General features: G+C 52.6%; 15 protein-coding genes. 8 read left to right on the top strand and 7 right to left on the bottom strand.

Annotated elements, in window-relative coordinates; all coding sequences use genetic code 11:
* Nucleotides 1–90: 90 nt before the first annotated feature.
* The 6 genes from HA050_RS07935 to HA050_RS07910 all read right to left on the bottom strand — a co-directional run bounded on the left by HA050_RS07935 (nucleotide 91) and on the right by HA050_RS07910 (nucleotide 5,216).
* Nucleotides 91–363 carry an HPr family phosphocarrier protein gene (locus tag HA050_RS07935; protein ID WP_099396356.1) on the bottom strand — a complete coding sequence of 91 codons (273 nt, stop codon included), beginning with the start codon at nucleotides 361–363 and terminating at the stop codon, nucleotides 91–93.
* 163 nt (nucleotides 364–526) lie between these two features.
* Nucleotides 527–928: a PTS sugar transporter subunit IIA gene (locus HA050_RS07930; protein ID WP_166824286.1), complete on the bottom strand. Its 402-nt coding sequence runs from the start codon at nucleotides 926–928 to the stop codon at nucleotides 527–529.
* A gap of 81 nt (nucleotides 929–1,009) precedes the next feature.
* The gene (locus HA050_RS07925; protein WP_166824283.1) at nucleotides 1,010–2,038 is read right to left on the bottom strand and encodes an FAD:protein FMN transferase; all 1,029 of its coding nucleotides are present in this window, start codon (nucleotides 2,036–2,038) and stop codon (nucleotides 1,010–1,012) included.
* Nucleotides 2,039–2,144: 106 nt separating this feature from the next.
* Nucleotides 2,145–3,092, bottom strand: coding sequence for a glutathione synthase (gene gshB, locus HA050_RS07920; protein WP_166824280.1), 948 nt, complete (start codon nucleotides 3,090–3,092; stop codon nucleotides 2,145–2,147).
* 152 nt (nucleotides 3,093–3,244) lie between these two features.
* Nucleotides 3,245–4,507, bottom strand: a complete 1,263-nt coding sequence (gene gshA / locus HA050_RS07915; protein WP_166824277.1) for a glutamate--cysteine ligase — start codon at nucleotides 4,505–4,507, stop codon at nucleotides 3,245–3,247.
* A gap of 94 nt (nucleotides 4,508–4,601) precedes the next feature.
* Nucleotides 4,602–5,216 (bottom strand): TetR/AcrR family transcriptional regulator, encoded by a 615-nt coding sequence (locus HA050_RS07910; protein WP_166824274.1) that lies wholly within the window; start codon nucleotides 5,214–5,216, stop codon nucleotides 4,602–4,604.
* Between the two features lie 155 nt (nucleotides 5,217–5,371).
* On the opposite strand from HA050_RS07910, the gene HA050_RS07905 reads away from it, so the two are divergent.
* From HA050_RS07905 to HA050_RS07870, 8 genes are read left to right on the top strand one after another with little or no spacing between them, the layout of a single operon-like run.
* Nucleotides 5,372–6,658, top strand: a complete 1,287-nt coding sequence (locus HA050_RS07905; RefSeq protein WP_308418895.1) for an NAD(P)/FAD-dependent oxidoreductase — start codon at nucleotides 5,372–5,374, stop codon at nucleotides 6,656–6,658.
* Nucleotides 6,658–7,452 carry a DUF1365 domain-containing protein gene (locus HA050_RS07900; protein WP_205836342.1) on the top strand — a complete coding sequence of 265 codons (795 nt, stop codon included), beginning with the start codon at nucleotides 6,658–6,660 and terminating at the stop codon, nucleotides 7,450–7,452. Before HA050_RS07905 ends, HA050_RS07900 begins: the two co-directional genes overlap by 1 nt.
* Nucleotides 7,449–8,651 (top strand): SAM-dependent methyltransferase, encoded by a 1,203-nt coding sequence (locus HA050_RS07895; RefSeq protein WP_166824271.1) that lies wholly within the window; start codon nucleotides 7,449–7,451, stop codon nucleotides 8,649–8,651. The genes HA050_RS07900 and HA050_RS07895 overlap by 4 nt, the downstream gene beginning before the upstream one ends.
* Nucleotides 8,617–9,159 (top strand): chalcone isomerase family protein, encoded by a 543-nt coding sequence (locus HA050_RS07890; RefSeq protein ID WP_166824268.1) that lies wholly within the window; start codon nucleotides 8,617–8,619, stop codon nucleotides 9,157–9,159. Before HA050_RS07895 ends, HA050_RS07890 begins: the two co-directional genes overlap by 35 nt.
* A complete protein-coding gene (locus tag HA050_RS07885) occupies nucleotides 9,156–10,385 on the top strand; it encodes an MFS transporter (RefSeq protein ID WP_308418894.1) in 1,230 nt (409 codons plus the stop codon). The genes HA050_RS07890 and HA050_RS07885 overlap by 4 nt, the downstream gene beginning before the upstream one ends.
* Nucleotides 10,382–10,903: a DUF3833 domain-containing protein gene (locus tag HA050_RS07880; protein ID WP_166824265.1), complete on the top strand. Its 522-nt coding sequence runs from the start codon at nucleotides 10,382–10,384 to the stop codon at nucleotides 10,901–10,903. Before HA050_RS07885 ends, HA050_RS07880 begins: the two co-directional genes overlap by 4 nt.
* A gap of 2 nt (nucleotides 10,904–10,905) precedes the next feature.
* Complete coding sequence (locus tag HA050_RS07875) at nucleotides 10,906–11,679, top strand: SDR family NAD(P)-dependent oxidoreductase (RefSeq protein ID WP_166824262.1); 774 nt, start codon at nucleotides 10,906–10,908, stop codon at nucleotides 11,677–11,679.
* Between the two features lie 39 nt (nucleotides 11,680–11,718).
* Entirely contained in the window at nucleotides 11,719–12,144 is a 426-nt protein-coding gene (locus HA050_RS07870; RefSeq protein ID WP_166824259.1) for a nuclear transport factor 2 family protein, read from the top strand.
* Here the strand turns inward: HA050_RS07870 and HA050_RS21930 are convergent.
* Nucleotides 12,095–13,234 carry a polymorphic toxin-type HINT domain-containing protein gene (locus HA050_RS21930; RefSeq protein WP_205836341.1) on the bottom strand — a complete coding sequence of 380 codons (1,140 nt, stop codon included), beginning with the start codon at nucleotides 13,232–13,234 and terminating at the stop codon, nucleotides 12,095–12,097. The two genes, HA050_RS07870 and HA050_RS21930, sit on opposite strands and share 50 nt — an antisense overlap.
* Between the last annotated feature and the right edge of the window lie 16 nt (nucleotides 13,235–13,250).

Raw genomic sequence — 13,250 nt, 5'->3', positions numbered from 1 at the left:
CTGAACTATCCCTGATAATGCCTGTTGTCTTGCAGTTTTAAATAAATATTTTATGACTAAATGATGATACAGAGCGGATGAGACAAAGCCTTATTCGCCTTCGCCAAACTTATCAGCGATTAAGGCAGAGATTGCCGTCATTGCGCTTTCTGCATCCGGACCGTTGTCGGTTTCTAGCAGAATTTTGCTGCCTTTGCCTGCAGCTAACATCATGACGCCCATAATTGACTTGGCATTCACCCTTTTTTGATTGCGGCTAAGCCAGACTTCACACTGAAACTGGCTGGCCAGTTGGGTGAGCTTGCTGGATGCACGGGCATGTAAACCCAATTTGTTTATGATTTCTACTTCACTTGTTGGCATATCACTTATTCCTGAGCGCTGCTGGGCAGCTTATAGAGAACACCTTCCAAACCGTCTGAAATTGCTTTGCTGACGGCAATCTGTACATCACTTTGCTATCCCGCTGATTTCTGCATGCTGCCGCGCAGTACGCAAAAAACGCGTTTTACCTTCATGTTTTCATTTATTCCTGAGCACTGCCGGGCAGCATATAGAGCACACCTTCCAGCCCCCCGGTAATGGCCTTACTCACAACAACTTCAAGCGCCTGGTGGCTGTAGCTCAGTGTTCTGACCAGCATGGGCAGATTGACACCGGCAATTGCTTCTACTTTGCCTGCCCTGACTAAACGCTGAGCAACATTGGATGGCGTGCCGCCATAGATATCGGTGAGCAGCAGTACACCTGAGCCATCGTCTAATTGGCTGATCATTTCGTTGGCGCGTCTTACTACATCATCGGGCTCATCCGCTTTGCTTACTGATAATTGCAGTAAGTTTGGCAGATCCCGCGCCATAATATGTTGGGCACACGAGACTAAGGCTTCGCCTAAAGACACATGCGTCACAATGATAATACCAACCATACCTTCCTACCTTAACGGGTGTAAGTTTGATGTTATTAAATACAAGAAAGCAAGATGCTCTAAATATACCGCTTTTGCTTGCTACCGTAAGCGGTAAATATGTACCGGGGGCTTGATCCACGTCAGCCGGCGTTGTAAATCTGCTGTCACATAGACACTGCCATCATTACCTGCGATGAGTACATCTTGCAATCCAAAACGTTTGGCATGGCGTAATGTATTTCCTATCCCATCAATAAAAATAGGCTTAGTGGCTGCGTCAGAGATCGCTCCTGCTTCTAAGCTGGGCGGGGCAATCACGGTAGCTGCTTCCATGGTGGTGGCGGGCTGACCGGTTCGCGGGTCAATTAAATGCGAATAACGCTTGCCGGCTACTTCAAAAAAACGCTGGTAATCACCCGAAGTGCCAATTGCTTCGCCATCCCTTAAAGCAATCGTTGCCATAGCTTGCGGCTCGCGAGGGTGTTGTATGCCCACAATCCATGGCGTCTGATCTTTTTTGCCAAGTGCCAGCACATTGCCGCCGATATTAATCAGCGCATTATTTACCCGGTGTTTACGCAAATAGGCTGCTGCACGATCAAGCGCCCAGCCCTTGGCAAAGCCGCCGGTATCAATTTTTACTGCCGGATTACTGCTGCTCACCGTGGTTGCGTCAAAAGTCAGGTCGCTCATTCTGGGCTGGGCAGCCAGTAGACCAGCGATAGTTTCGCTCTTGGGCAGAGTGGCGGTGTAGTTATCTTTATGAAAGCCCCACGCTTCAACGAGGCCACCCATGGCAGGGTTAAACAGCTGCTCAGACTGATCAGCATATTGGCTTGCTTGCTTGAGCAGTGCCGCGGTTTCAGTATCGATCAGAGCAGGCTCGCCCCTGGCAAAACTGGCATTTATCCGGGTGATTTCGGAGGGCTGCCAGGGGTGCAGGCGGGTATGAATACGATCTAAATCAGCAAATACGGCCGCCACATGTTTTTGCGCTACATCTTCGGGTAAGCCCCATACAGAGATCTGTACCCGCGTTCCAAATACATAGCTTTCTTGCTGATAAAGCGGCGCTCTGCTGCAAGCGCTGAGCAGCAGGGCCGCGATAAGCAAGAAAAAGCGCTTCATGCTGCTGTGTACTTTTTTAGGTTATTAATAAAAAGACCTGCAATATTGATGTCTGATTGCGCGGTGATTTCGGCAGGGATATTGCCTGCTGGCCGTTTAATACGCATCAGTTCGCATGCTTTTCTAAAGCGTCAATAAACAGGGCAGCAACGTTGATGCCAGATTGCGCGGTGATTTCGGCAAAGCAGGTCGGGCTGGTAACATTCACCTCGGTGAGGTTTTCGCCAATCACATCCAGCCCCACCAGCAGCAGGCCCTGAGCTGCAAGCTGCGGCCCAAGTGCTTCGGCGATTTCCCGGTCTCTGGCTGTTAATGGTCTTGCTACGCCGCTGCCGCCCGCAGCCAGATTACCGCGTGTTTCACCTGCCTTGGGAATGCGCGCCAGGCACCAGTCCACCGGCTTGCCATCGATCAGCAGGATGCGTTTATCGCCTTCTTTAATCGCTGCAATATAGCGCTGCGCCATGATGGTCTGTGTGCCATTGGCCGTCAGCGTTTCGATAATCGAGCCTACATTAGGATCCGCCTGTGTAAGACGGAAAATCCCGGTGCCGCCCATACCATCAAGCGGCTTGAGAATAATGTCGCCGTGCTCTGCCAAAAACGCCCGCACATCGCTTTCAGACTGGGTAACCAGCGTAGGTGCAGTAAATTGCGGAAACTTTAAAATGGCCAGCTTTTCATTAAAGTCGCGCAGTGCCTGACCACGGTTAAATACTTTTGCCCCCTGTGCTTCGGCGAGTGTAAACAATTGCGTGGCATAGAAATATTGCTGATCAAAAGGGGGGTCTTTACGCATGATTACGGCGTCGAAGTCTTTCAGTGCCGTAATGGCGGTTTCACTCTGGGTATACCAATCGTGGCCGCTTTGCGTGCCGGTAAAGTGCAACTGCGCTGCCAGCGCTTCAACGATGCCGTCTTTGACTCTCAGGTTTTCAGCGCCGCAGGTAAACAGCAAATGTCCGCGCGAATTCGCCTCGCGCATCATGGCATAGCTGCTGTCTTTATAAATTTTTAAGCTGGCAAGCGGATCAAGCACGACAAGGATTTTCATAGCGGCCTTCATATTGGGAGTCGTGAGTCGGGATTGGTGAGTCGGGCCCAGGTTGACTCCCCACTCCCCAGTTGTTGGGTGAGTCGGGAGAAGAGAATCGGGTGTTGGGTTTACTCCCCACTCCCAAATCCCGGCTCCCCACCTTTAGAAACTTATTCCAGCTCTAAAGACCCGGCCAGTAAGGCCAGTCTTGCCACTACGCCGTAGGAGTAGAAGCGGTTTGCTTCACAGTCTGGCGAGCCATCGCAATCGGGGGTGGAGAGCGGGGAAGCAAAGGCAAGTGGTACAAAGTGCGCGCCGGGTGCATTCAGATTTTCATCAATGCCACGGCCTGTATGCACGCGGTAAAAGCCACCAATCACAAAGCGGTCCAGCATATAAACCACCGGTTCTGCCACAGCGGCGTTGATTTGCTCGAAGGTGGGTACGCCTTCCTGCACGATCACATCGTGTACTTCCATGCCTTCTTTAATCACGCTCATTTTATTGCGCTGCTTGCGGTTTAAGCCGAGTAATTCTTCACCGGATTTCACACTCATAATGCCCATGCCGTAAGTGCCGGCATTGGCTTTTACAATGACATAAGGCACCTGATCAATGCCGTGCTGCTGGTATTTAATGCGGATTTTTTCAATCATTGCATCTACGGTAGCGGCCAGCTCGTCTTCGCCTGCGCGGGAGTGGAAATCCAGCCCGTCTACGTGTTCAAAGTAAGGGTTAATCACCCAGGGGTCGATATCGATCAGCGCAGCAAATTCCTCAACCACTTTATCGTAGGCGGTGAAATGCTGGGTTTTACGGCGCACGGCCCAGCCTGCATTGAGTGGCGGCAGCAGCGTTTGCTCGATATCTTGCAAGATGGCCGGAATGCCAGCTGATAAATCGTTATTGAGCAGCACCACACAGGGATCAAAGCCCGCAATGCCAACCCGTTTGCCGCTGCGAACAATCGGCTCCAGCGTCACCTGGCCGCCATCAGGCAAATCAAGCGTGGTGCTGGTCGTGATTTCTGGATTCATGCTGCCTAAACGTACCACGAGGCCTGCCTGGCGCAAGATTTTGGCCAGTGCAGCGACGTTTTGCAGGTAGAAAGTATTACGGGTGTGGTTTTCCGGAATCAGTAAAACACGGCGCGCATCCGGGCAATAGCCTTCCAGTGCAATCATGGTGGCCTGCACGGCCAGCGGGTGGAATTCCGGATTCAGATTATTAAAGCCGCCCGGGAATAAATTCATATCCACCGGTGCCAGCTTATAGCCTGCATTACGCAAATCGACCGAGCCATAAAACGGTGGCGTGTGTTCCTGCCACTGGTTGCGGAACCAATGCTCGATTTCAGGCTGGGCAGCCAAAATTTTACGTTCCAGATCCAGCAGCGGGCCTGTAAGTGCGGTGGTCAGATGAGGAACGCTCATTTTGGGGTATTCCTTAGTGGTTTCATGCAGGGCATATGCGGGCGCCGGGCCTGGGATTCAACTCCGGAGGGCCGCTAATTCGCTTGCCTGCTGTTTATGCTTGGTTTTTCAGCCCGGAAAAACAGACTTCAAGCATGGATTCGATAATGGTTTCGTGATCCAGCTTGCTGTAAAGCTGCAAGTATTCTACGGCCGGATCGCAGGTTCTTGCGTAATAGGCAAACAAAATCACATCAACAGGCAGGGCAGGGTTGAGCTGGCCTTGTTTTTGAGCTTGCTGAACGATGGCCTCTATCTTGCCATTTAATTTCAACACTCTCATGACGTATTTCAGGTTGCGTGTCAGCATTTCACGAACATGCGCGCTGGTTGAAGGCAAAAAGGGCATACCCCCCTCCAGCCTGATTCTTAAAGCCCAAGCCAGCAAATCTTTTAGCTGCTGTATCGGGTTTAGCCCTGAGGGCATGGCATCCAGATAATCAAGCGCACCATCTATCAGGCGAATCATCGCTGCCCCCACCAGATCTTCCTTGGATTTAAAGTGCTTATAGAGGCTGGGTTTTGAAATGCCTACTTCCTGGGCAACATCGTCCATGGTCATCAGGTCAAAGCCCTTGCTGGCCAGTATGGCGGTGGTTGCATCGAGGATCGCCGTTTCGCGCAGCTTAAAGGCCTGATCTTTGAAGCTTAATTTGCTTAAAATACTCATTGGTAATTAAAGTTACTCTGTGGTAGATTTAATTGCATGGTGGTTTAGATGCCATATTAGCCGCTGATGAGAGGAATGGATAGCTTGAATATTCAGCCTTAGCTTCAGCCCTTATTCAGGTGCTTGTTTTTTAAACCATTCAAAGGAAACCCCCCGTGGCGCTGCAAGTCTCTTCTGGTTTCAGACAAAAAATCGCCGTGATTGGCGCAGGCATATCGGGCCTTGCCAGCGCATATTTGCTCAATCGCAAGCACGATGTTTGTCTGTTTGAGGCGGGAAGCTATCTGGGCGGGCATAGCAACACGGTGGATGTGTCAGTTAACGGGGTCAGTCATCCTGTTGATACCGGCTTTTTGGTGCTGAATGATAAAACCTACCCCAATTTAGTGGCTCTGCTGGCCGAGCTGGATGTGGCAACGTACAGCACGGATATGTCGTTTGGCGTGTCTATGGATAAGGGCCAGCTGGAGTGGGCAGGCACAGATCTGGATGCCGTATTTGCTCAGCGGCGCAATCTTTACTCCCCCCGCTTCTGGGGCATGCTCAAAGATATTTTGCGATTTAATAAAGCTGCAGAGGCAAATTTACTAAGGGCTGGCAATAGCGGGGAAACATTAGGGCAGCTGCTGGATGCAGGTGGCTACGGCCAGCTGTTCAGGGACGCATATTTGCTGCCCATGGCTGCAGCAATCTGGTCGAGCTCACCTCAAGATATTCTGGGTTTTCCCGCGCTGACCTTTTTGCGTTTTTGTATTAATCACTCTTTATTACAAGTGAATGGGCGGCCGCAATGGCAAACCGTGCAAGGTGGCTCCCGCAGCTATGTGCAGCGTATCGCCGCCACTTTGCCGGATATCCGTCTTAATACGCCGGTGCTGGGCGTGCGCCGGGATGCTAATGGTGTGCGTGTTTTAACCGCCAGTGGCGAATCACATTTCGATATCGTGGTTTTTGCCGGGCACGCCCCCGATACCTTAAGTATTCTGGAGGACGCCAGCCCCTGCGAGCAAAAGCTGCTGGGGGCTGTGCGCTACCAGCCCAATACCGCTTATTTACACCTGGATGAGCAGCAATTGCCCCAAAACAAAAAAGTATGGTCGGCCTGGAACTACCTGGGCGGCGCGGCGGTGGATGGGCAGCGGCCTGTATGCGTGAGCTATTTGCTGAATCAGTTACAAAACCTGCCGTTTGAATACCCGGTAGTGGTGACGCTTAACCCATTTAAAAAGCCAGATTTAGTGATTGCGCAGTTCGAATACCAGCATCCAATCATGGATCAGCCCGCCATAGATGCCCAGCAGCGTTTGCCGCAGCTGCAGGGGTGCAACCGCACATGGTTTGCCGGCGCATGGACTGGCTATGGTTTTCATGAAGACGGCTTGAAATCCGCGCTGCGCATTGCTGCTGATTTTGATGTTTTACCTGCATGGGCGCAGCTCTGATGCGTGCCGCTTATTTATTAAGCGGGCAGGTGATGCACGAGCGGCTCAGGCCGGTGCAAAACCGCTTCGTGTATCCGGTGTTCTGCCTGCGGCTGAATCTGGCCCGGCTGGGTGAGCTGAATAACCGCTGGTTTGGCGTTAACCGCTGGCGGCCTTTATCGATTGCCACGCGGGATTATGGCGCCAGAGATGGCTCTGATTTGCAGGGCTGGATGCGCGGCCTGCTTAAAGATGCGGCGATAGAGGCCGATGGCGAAATCTGGTTGCAAACCTTTCCCAGAATCTTTGGCTATGCCTTTAACCCGGTTAATTTCTGGTTTTGCCACGATAAAAAGGGCGGCTTAAAGGCCGTGCTGGCCGAAGTGAACAATACCTTTGGCGAGCATCATCGCTATTTACTACAAGCAGCTGGCGGTGGGGACATTCTGCCTGACAGCGATTTACACAGTATGAAAGCGCTGCATGTTTCGCCTTTTTGTCCTGTGGCGGGCCATTACCAGTTTTCTTTTAAAAATTCGCCAGACAGTGCTTTTGTGGGGATTGATTATTTTGATCAGGAAGGCCTGCTGATTAAAACGGCGATTGCAGGCCGGCGCGTCTCGTTTACCCCCGCACATTTACGGCGTGCTTTGCTGGCTCAGCCATTTTTAACGCTGGGCGTGGTTGCCAAAATTCATTGGCAGGCGCTGCGTCTGTGGCTGAAACGCGTGCCGTTTTACCGCAAGCCTCAGCCTCCGTTACATCCTGTCAGCCATCCACTTCATTTGCGAAGTTCAAAGGAAAGCCAATCATGAGCCAAGCGCGCAGCCTGTCTGCTTTGCCCTCTGCCGCGCCTGCTGCGGCCCGGTTATTTATTCAAGTCTTGCAACGCTTGCGGCATGGGCATTTGCAGCTGATTACTCCCGGCGGCAGCCATCTTACATTTGGCAATTTACATACGCCGCCCAGCGCCGTGCTGCATATTCATGACTGGCGCGCTTGTGGCCGTATTATTAAGGCAGGCGATATTGGTTTTGCAGAAAGCTTTGCAGCTGGCTGGCTGGATACGCCAGATTTAACCGCCTTGCTGCGGCTGGCTTTAAAAAACGAAGCGGCGCTGGAGCGCTTTGTCTTTGGCGGCAAGCTGGCCACGCTTTGGTATCGGCTGAAACACTGGCTGCGCCCCAACACGCGTGAGGGCAGTAAACGCAATATCCACGCGCATTATGATATCGGTAATGATTTTTACCAGCTGTGGCTGGATAAAAGCTGGACCTATTCCAGCGCTATTTTTGCAGGTGATTTCAGCCAGAGCTTAGAAAGTGCCCAAGCCGCCAAATACCAGAGAATTATCGATACGCTGGCTTTAAAAGCAGGCGATAAAGTATTGGAAATTGGCTGCGGCTGGGGAGGCTTTGCCGAGCATGCCGCACGCTGCGGCGTTGAAGTGCACGGCATTACCATTTCAGAAGCGCAGCTGGCCGTGGCTCAAGCGCGCAATCAGGGTAATAGCGCCAGGCTGTGGCTCTGTGATTACCGCGATTTAAACGAGCAATACGATGCCATTGTGTCGATAGAAATGTTTGAAGCCGTGGGCGAGCGCTTCTGGCCCGGCTATTTTAATCAGCTGCAGCAATGCTTAAAGCCGGGGGCAAAAGCGCTGGTGCAAAGCATTACCATTGATGATGCGCGGTTTGAAAACTATCGCGCCAATACCGATTTTATTCAGCAGTATATTTTCCCCGGCGGCATGCTGCCCAGCCCGGAGCGCTTTGTGGCCAAGGCGGCCGAAGTTGGCCTTAAAACACTCGATCAATACCATTTTGGCGCAGATTATGCCGAAACGCTGCGCCGCTGGAGCCAGGCTTTTAGCGCGTGTGAAGCCACCATTGCGGCGCAAGGTTTTGATGATGAATTCCGGCGTATCTGGCGGCTTTATTACGCCTATTGCGAAGCAGGCTTTGATGAGGGGCGAACCGATGTGGTGCAGTTCTTATTACAAAAAAACCGCTAGTGCGCTGTTACTGATTCTGCTGCTGACGATGGTGAATGGGGCATTTGCCGCCAGCTGGCGGGAAGAGCTGCCTGCTGCTGCGCCGCTTGGATCGGGAGAATTCCGCTGGTTTGGTTTTAGGGTATATACCGCCCGTTTATGGAGCGAGCAGCGCCCCTTTACAGCCAGCGCGCCGTTTGCGCTGGAGCTGACTTACCACCGCAGCATCAGCCGTGAGCGTTTTGTCAGCACCAGCCTTGATGAAATCAAGCGTTTATCCGGCAAAGAATACAGCAAGGCGCAGCTGGCCCGCTGGCAGGCTGAAATGGAGCGCGCGTTTAGTGATGTAGAAAGCGGCGATCAGCTGATTGGCGTGTATCTGCCCGGTGTGGGCTGCCGTTTTTATGGCAAGAAGGGCCTGAATGCCGAAGTGGCCGATACCGAATTTGCCAAAGCCTTTTTTGCCATCTGGCTGGATGAGCGCAGTAAAGACAGCAATCTGCGCGCGCAGCTTTTGGGGCAAAAGTGAAGCCCGCGCTGGCTTATGGCATGCTGGGCTTGCCGCTGGCCATGGCCGCTCTGCCGGTTTATGTGCACGCCCCGGCTTATTACGCAGGGCAATTAGGCATGGCCTTATCCACCACGGGCTGGGTGCTGTTTGGGGCCAGGCTGATTGATACCGTACAAGACCCGTGGCTGGGTTATTTAATTGACCGGAGGGCAGGGCGCTTACGTGGCTGGATGCTCTGTGCCGGGCTGCTGCTGGCCGCCTCATTTACTGGTTTGTGGCTGGTGCCGGTGCAAGGCAGCGCCTTAATTCTGTGGCTGGCGGTGATGCTGACCGGCATTTACACCGCGCACAGCATGCTCAATATTGCCTACCTGGCATGGGGGGCAAGGCTGGGGGATCAGGCCGCTTTACTTCATGCCGCCGCCTGGCGCGAAGGCGCGGGGCTGATTGGTGTGGTGCTGGCAAGCATCGTGCCGGGCTATTTAATGGCGGGCCAGCAGGTGGAGCAAGGTATGGCCTGGTATGCCCTGGCGTTTGCACTGTTATTAGCTTTGGGCATCGCAGCGCTGCTTTGTCGGGCCCTGCCCTGGCTGGGCGGGGGAGAAAAGCAATCCTGGCGCGAGCCGCTGGCAAATCCGGCATTCAGGCGCTTATTACTGCCTTACTTTTTAAACGCGGTTTCGGTGGCGGTTCCGGCCACGCTGGCGCTGTTTTATATCCGCGATCGCATCGCCGCCCCGCAATTATCCGGTGCATTTTTAGCTGCTTATTTTGTGGCTGCGGCTCTGGGTTTGCCGCTGTGGGTAAGGCTGGCTAAGAAAACCGGCACGGCAAAAGCGTGGCGCTTGGGCATGATTTTGGCTGTGCTGGCTTTTGCAGGCGCGGCTTTGCTCAGTACTGGTGATGTGGCTGCCTATGCCGTGGTGTGCATTCTGGCAGGGCTGGCGCTGGGGGCCGATTTAGCCCTGCCGCCCGTGTTACTGGCCGGACTGATTTCACCCCGGCATTCACCCGCCAGCTATTACGGAATCTGGACACTGCTGGGCAAGCTGGCCCTCGCCCTCTCTGGGCTCGCCTTGCCGCTTTTGGCTTTGGGCGGCTATCAGCCGGGCGTCGCAGGGCAGGGCGGATTAAGCCTTGCGCTGACTTATGCCGCCTTGCCCTGCGCGATTAAATTGCTGGCAATGTGGCGTTTAAATTTAGTCATCCGGCAGCAAGCCACTTTAAAAGGATTCACACCATGAAAGCCTTGTTAATTATGTTTTGCATGCTGCTTGGCGCTTGTGCCGGGCCGGATGTGCGCCATTACCAGCAGCAACAGCCTGCCTTGGATTTAGTGCAGTTTTTTAGCGGCCAGACAGAAGCATGGGGCACGTTTCAAAAGCGTGATGGCGCAGTGGTCAAGCGTTTTCATGTGCTGCTGACCGGCACTCAGCAGGGGGATCACTTTGTGCTGGATGAAGACTTTAGCTATAGCGACGGCAGCAAGCAAAAACGCGTTTGGACTTTACGCCAGCAAGCGGGTGGGCAGTGGACAGGCACAGCGGACGATATTAAAGGCGAGGCGCAAGGGCAGATTGCTGGCAATGCGCTCAACTGGAAATACACCATGCTGCTGCCGGTAGATGGCTCGGTGTATGAAGTGCAGTTTGATGACTGGATGTTTTTAATCGATCAAAAAACCATGATAAACCGTGCCAGCATGAGCAAATTTGGCTGGCAGCTGGGTGAAGTTACGCTGTTTTTCCGCAAAAAGGATTAGCCATGTTTGCCAGCCTTAATCCTCAAATCAGGCAGTGGCGCGCGCAGCGTGTATGGCTGATTGGCGCTTCCAGCGGCATTGGCGCTGCGCTGGCCCGTGATTTAATCGGCAAAGGCGCACGCGTGGCTTTAAGCTCGCGCAGCGAAAGCCGGCTGCTGCAAGTGGCTGCGGCGAGTGAGCAGGTGCAGATTATCCCCTTTGATGTGGCCGATGCAGCCGCCTGGCCTGGCGCTTTTCAGCAGATACAAAGCGCATGGGGCGGGGTAGATCTGGTGGTGTTTTGTGCAGCGGATTACCGGCCTGAGCGCAGTTGGGAGATAAAGGCCGCACAGGTGGAGCGCACGCTGGCGGTGAATTTAGCCAGCGTTTACTTTGGGCTTGAAACCATCCTGCCTGATTTACTCGCCCGGCAAGCGGGCAGCGTGGCAGTGATTGCCAGTGTGGCGGGCTATATGGGCCTGCCCAATGCTTCTGTTTACGGCCCGAGCAAGGCCGCGCTCATTAACCTGGCTGAGCTGCTCTATGCCGATCTGCACCCGCACGGCCTTGGCGTGTATCTGATTAATCCGGGCTTTGTAAAAACGGAGCTAACAGCAAAAAATAACTTCAGCATGCCCGCTCTGCAAACGCCGGAACAAGCCGCCAGCGCTATTTTGCAGGGCATGGAGCAAGGCAGTTTTGAAATCCACTTTCCCCGCCGCTTTACGCTGGCGATGAAGTGCCTGCAAAGATTGCCCTACCGCTGGCGTTTTTCCTTGCTGCAGCGATTGGCGTGATTTCAAGTTATCAGCCCATTTAAGGATTTAAGGTAAACCATGCTGCTTGATGAAATGTTGCAATGGTACGAGGCAATCAGTCCGCAAAATCTGGATGAGATCGAGCGCTTTTATAGTGCAGACGCTTGGTTTAAAGACCCGTTTAATGAGGTAAGCGGTGTGGCAGATATCCGCCGTATTTTTGCTCATATGTTTGAAACCACGCAAAAGCCACGCTTTGTGATGAAAGATCGCGTAATGCAGGGTGAAATGGCGTTTATTACATGGGATTTTATCTTTGAGCTGCAAGGCAAGGCGTACAGCGTGCACGGCGCATCTCACCTTAAATTAAATGCACAGGGCCAGGTGTGTTATCACCGCGATTATTGGGATGCAGCCGAAGAGTTATTCCAAAAACTGCCGGTGATTGGCATGCCTATACGCTGGCTGCGGCGGCAGTTTGCTTTGAAAACGACTGCACTTTAGCTGCCATAGTTTCGTAAGGGGCTGCAAACGCGGTGGTTGCGATTTTTTGCTTAATCTGTGAATGAAAAGCGTTAGATGACGGATAAATATGCCAGTTATCGACCGGTGTCAGGTTTTTTTCCTTAAGCAGTTTCTTCGCTTCCAATTGATCTGGTGTCAGTGCTTCCGCTTCTTTTCTCGTTCCCTGGCAATTGGTATTGTGTACCCACACGCCCATTTCGCCGACAAAGTATGTATGAAAGTCCTCGACTTCAAAGTTGTACACAGTCGTGCGATATACTGGGAATAAAAACTCCTCTCCCTTCCCCTCCATTTCGTCGTTATAAACCCGATCGGGGTTAAAACTAAGATTGGTCATCGGCCCATTAGCAGTAAACTCGACGGATCGGCCATCCAGTTCATCCTGCCAGGCTCCCGCCGCACCATCGCCTTGAATAAAGCCGATGTGTGCATTTTCAGTCTGCGCCAAATACAAGGACTTAGTCACCGAAACCATATGGCCATCAGCCAGCTCCAGCACCATACCAGGATCGATCAAGTCGGCACGCAGCCAGACGTCAGATGGATAATTTGAATCCTTAGTAAGAACTGCGTGCCCAATTTCCTGCGAATATTTCCTCATCCCTTTTATCCAGAACGGATGATTGCGAGTACAGATCAGGAAGCCTTGATCTTGGGACGGTCGTTCAGACTGAGACCCCAGCCACGCAAATTCGAGATACCAGATCTCCTTATCTTCAAAACGATGAGTTTTGCGCACCCGCTTGTACGCCGTTTCGCCCTGACCAGACTCGTCCTTCGCCAGTACCCAATCACCAACCTGGATTTCTTCGATCGCTCGCAATCCGTCTTTGGTGTGCACCAAGGTGCCAGCCACAAAGCAACCTTCCGGATCAAACATCGGACCACGTCGGCGTGTTGCATCCGCAGCATCTTTGATAATCTGATCGTACAAAGCATTACCGCTATACTCTTTGCCACATAAGCATTTCAACTCGTCAAAATTAAGAATGGGTAGCATGTTGCCAAGCCGTGCATAGGATGATTTTCTAAGGCTACCTGATAGCGCCAGAATACGAATTTTTTTCATTAATAAGTGCTCGTGG

The sequence above is a fragment of the Iodobacter violaceini genome, from assembly GCF_011601265.1.
Taxonomy (GTDB): domain Bacteria; phylum Pseudomonadota; class Gammaproteobacteria; order Burkholderiales; family Chitinibacteraceae; genus Iodobacter; species Iodobacter violaceini.
The sequence above is the reverse complement of the archived record's forward strand: the minus strand, read 5'-3'. Positions and strand labels throughout refer to the sequence as shown.

Bases quoted from the DNA above. Each gene is read 5' to 3' on its own strand.
- HA050_RS07880 (WP_166824265.1), top strand. From the start codon at position 10,382: ATGAAAGCCTTGTTAATTATGTTTTGCATGCTGCTTGGCGCTTGTGCC.
- HA050_RS07935 (WP_099396356.1), bottom strand. From the start codon at position 363: ATGCCAACAAGTGAAGTAGAAATCATAAACAAATTGGGTTTACATGCC.
- HA050_RS07895 (WP_166824271.1), top strand. From the start codon at position 7,449: ATGAGCCAAGCGCGCAGCCTGTCTGCTTTGCCCTCTGCCGCGCCTGCT.
- HA050_RS07925 (WP_166824283.1), bottom strand. From the start codon at position 2,038: ATGAAGCGCTTTTTCTTGCTTATCGCGGCCCTGCTGCTCAGCGCTTGC.
- HA050_RS07910 (WP_166824274.1), bottom strand. From the start codon at position 5,216: ATGAGTATTTTAAGCAAATTAAGCTTCAAAGATCAGGCCTTTAAGCTG.
- HA050_RS07890 (WP_166824268.1), top strand. From the start codon at position 8,617: ATGTGGTGCAGTTCTTATTACAAAAAAACCGCTAGTGCGCTGTTACTG.
- HA050_RS21930 (WP_205836341.1), bottom strand. From the start codon at position 13,234: ATGAAAAAAATTCGTATTCTGGCGCTATCAGGTAGCCTTAGAAAATCA.
- HA050_RS07930 (WP_166824286.1), bottom strand. From the start codon at position 928: ATGGTTGGTATTATCATTGTGACGCATGTGTCTTTAGGCGAAGCCTTA.
- gshA (WP_166824277.1), bottom strand. From the start codon at position 4,507: ATGAGCGTTCCTCATCTGACCACCGCACTTACAGGCCCGCTGCTGGAT.
- HA050_RS07875 (WP_166824262.1), top strand. From the start codon at position 10,906: ATGTTTGCCAGCCTTAATCCTCAAATCAGGCAGTGGCGCGCGCAGCGT.
- HA050_RS07900 (WP_205836342.1), top strand. From the start codon at position 6,658: ATGCGTGCCGCTTATTTATTAAGCGGGCAGGTGATGCACGAGCGGCTC.
- gshB (WP_166824280.1), bottom strand. From the start codon at position 3,092: ATGAAAATCCTTGTCGTGCTTGATCCGCTTGCCAGCTTAAAAATTTAT.
- HA050_RS07870 (WP_166824259.1), top strand. From the start codon at position 11,719: ATGCTGCTTGATGAAATGTTGCAATGGTACGAGGCAATCAGTCCGCAA.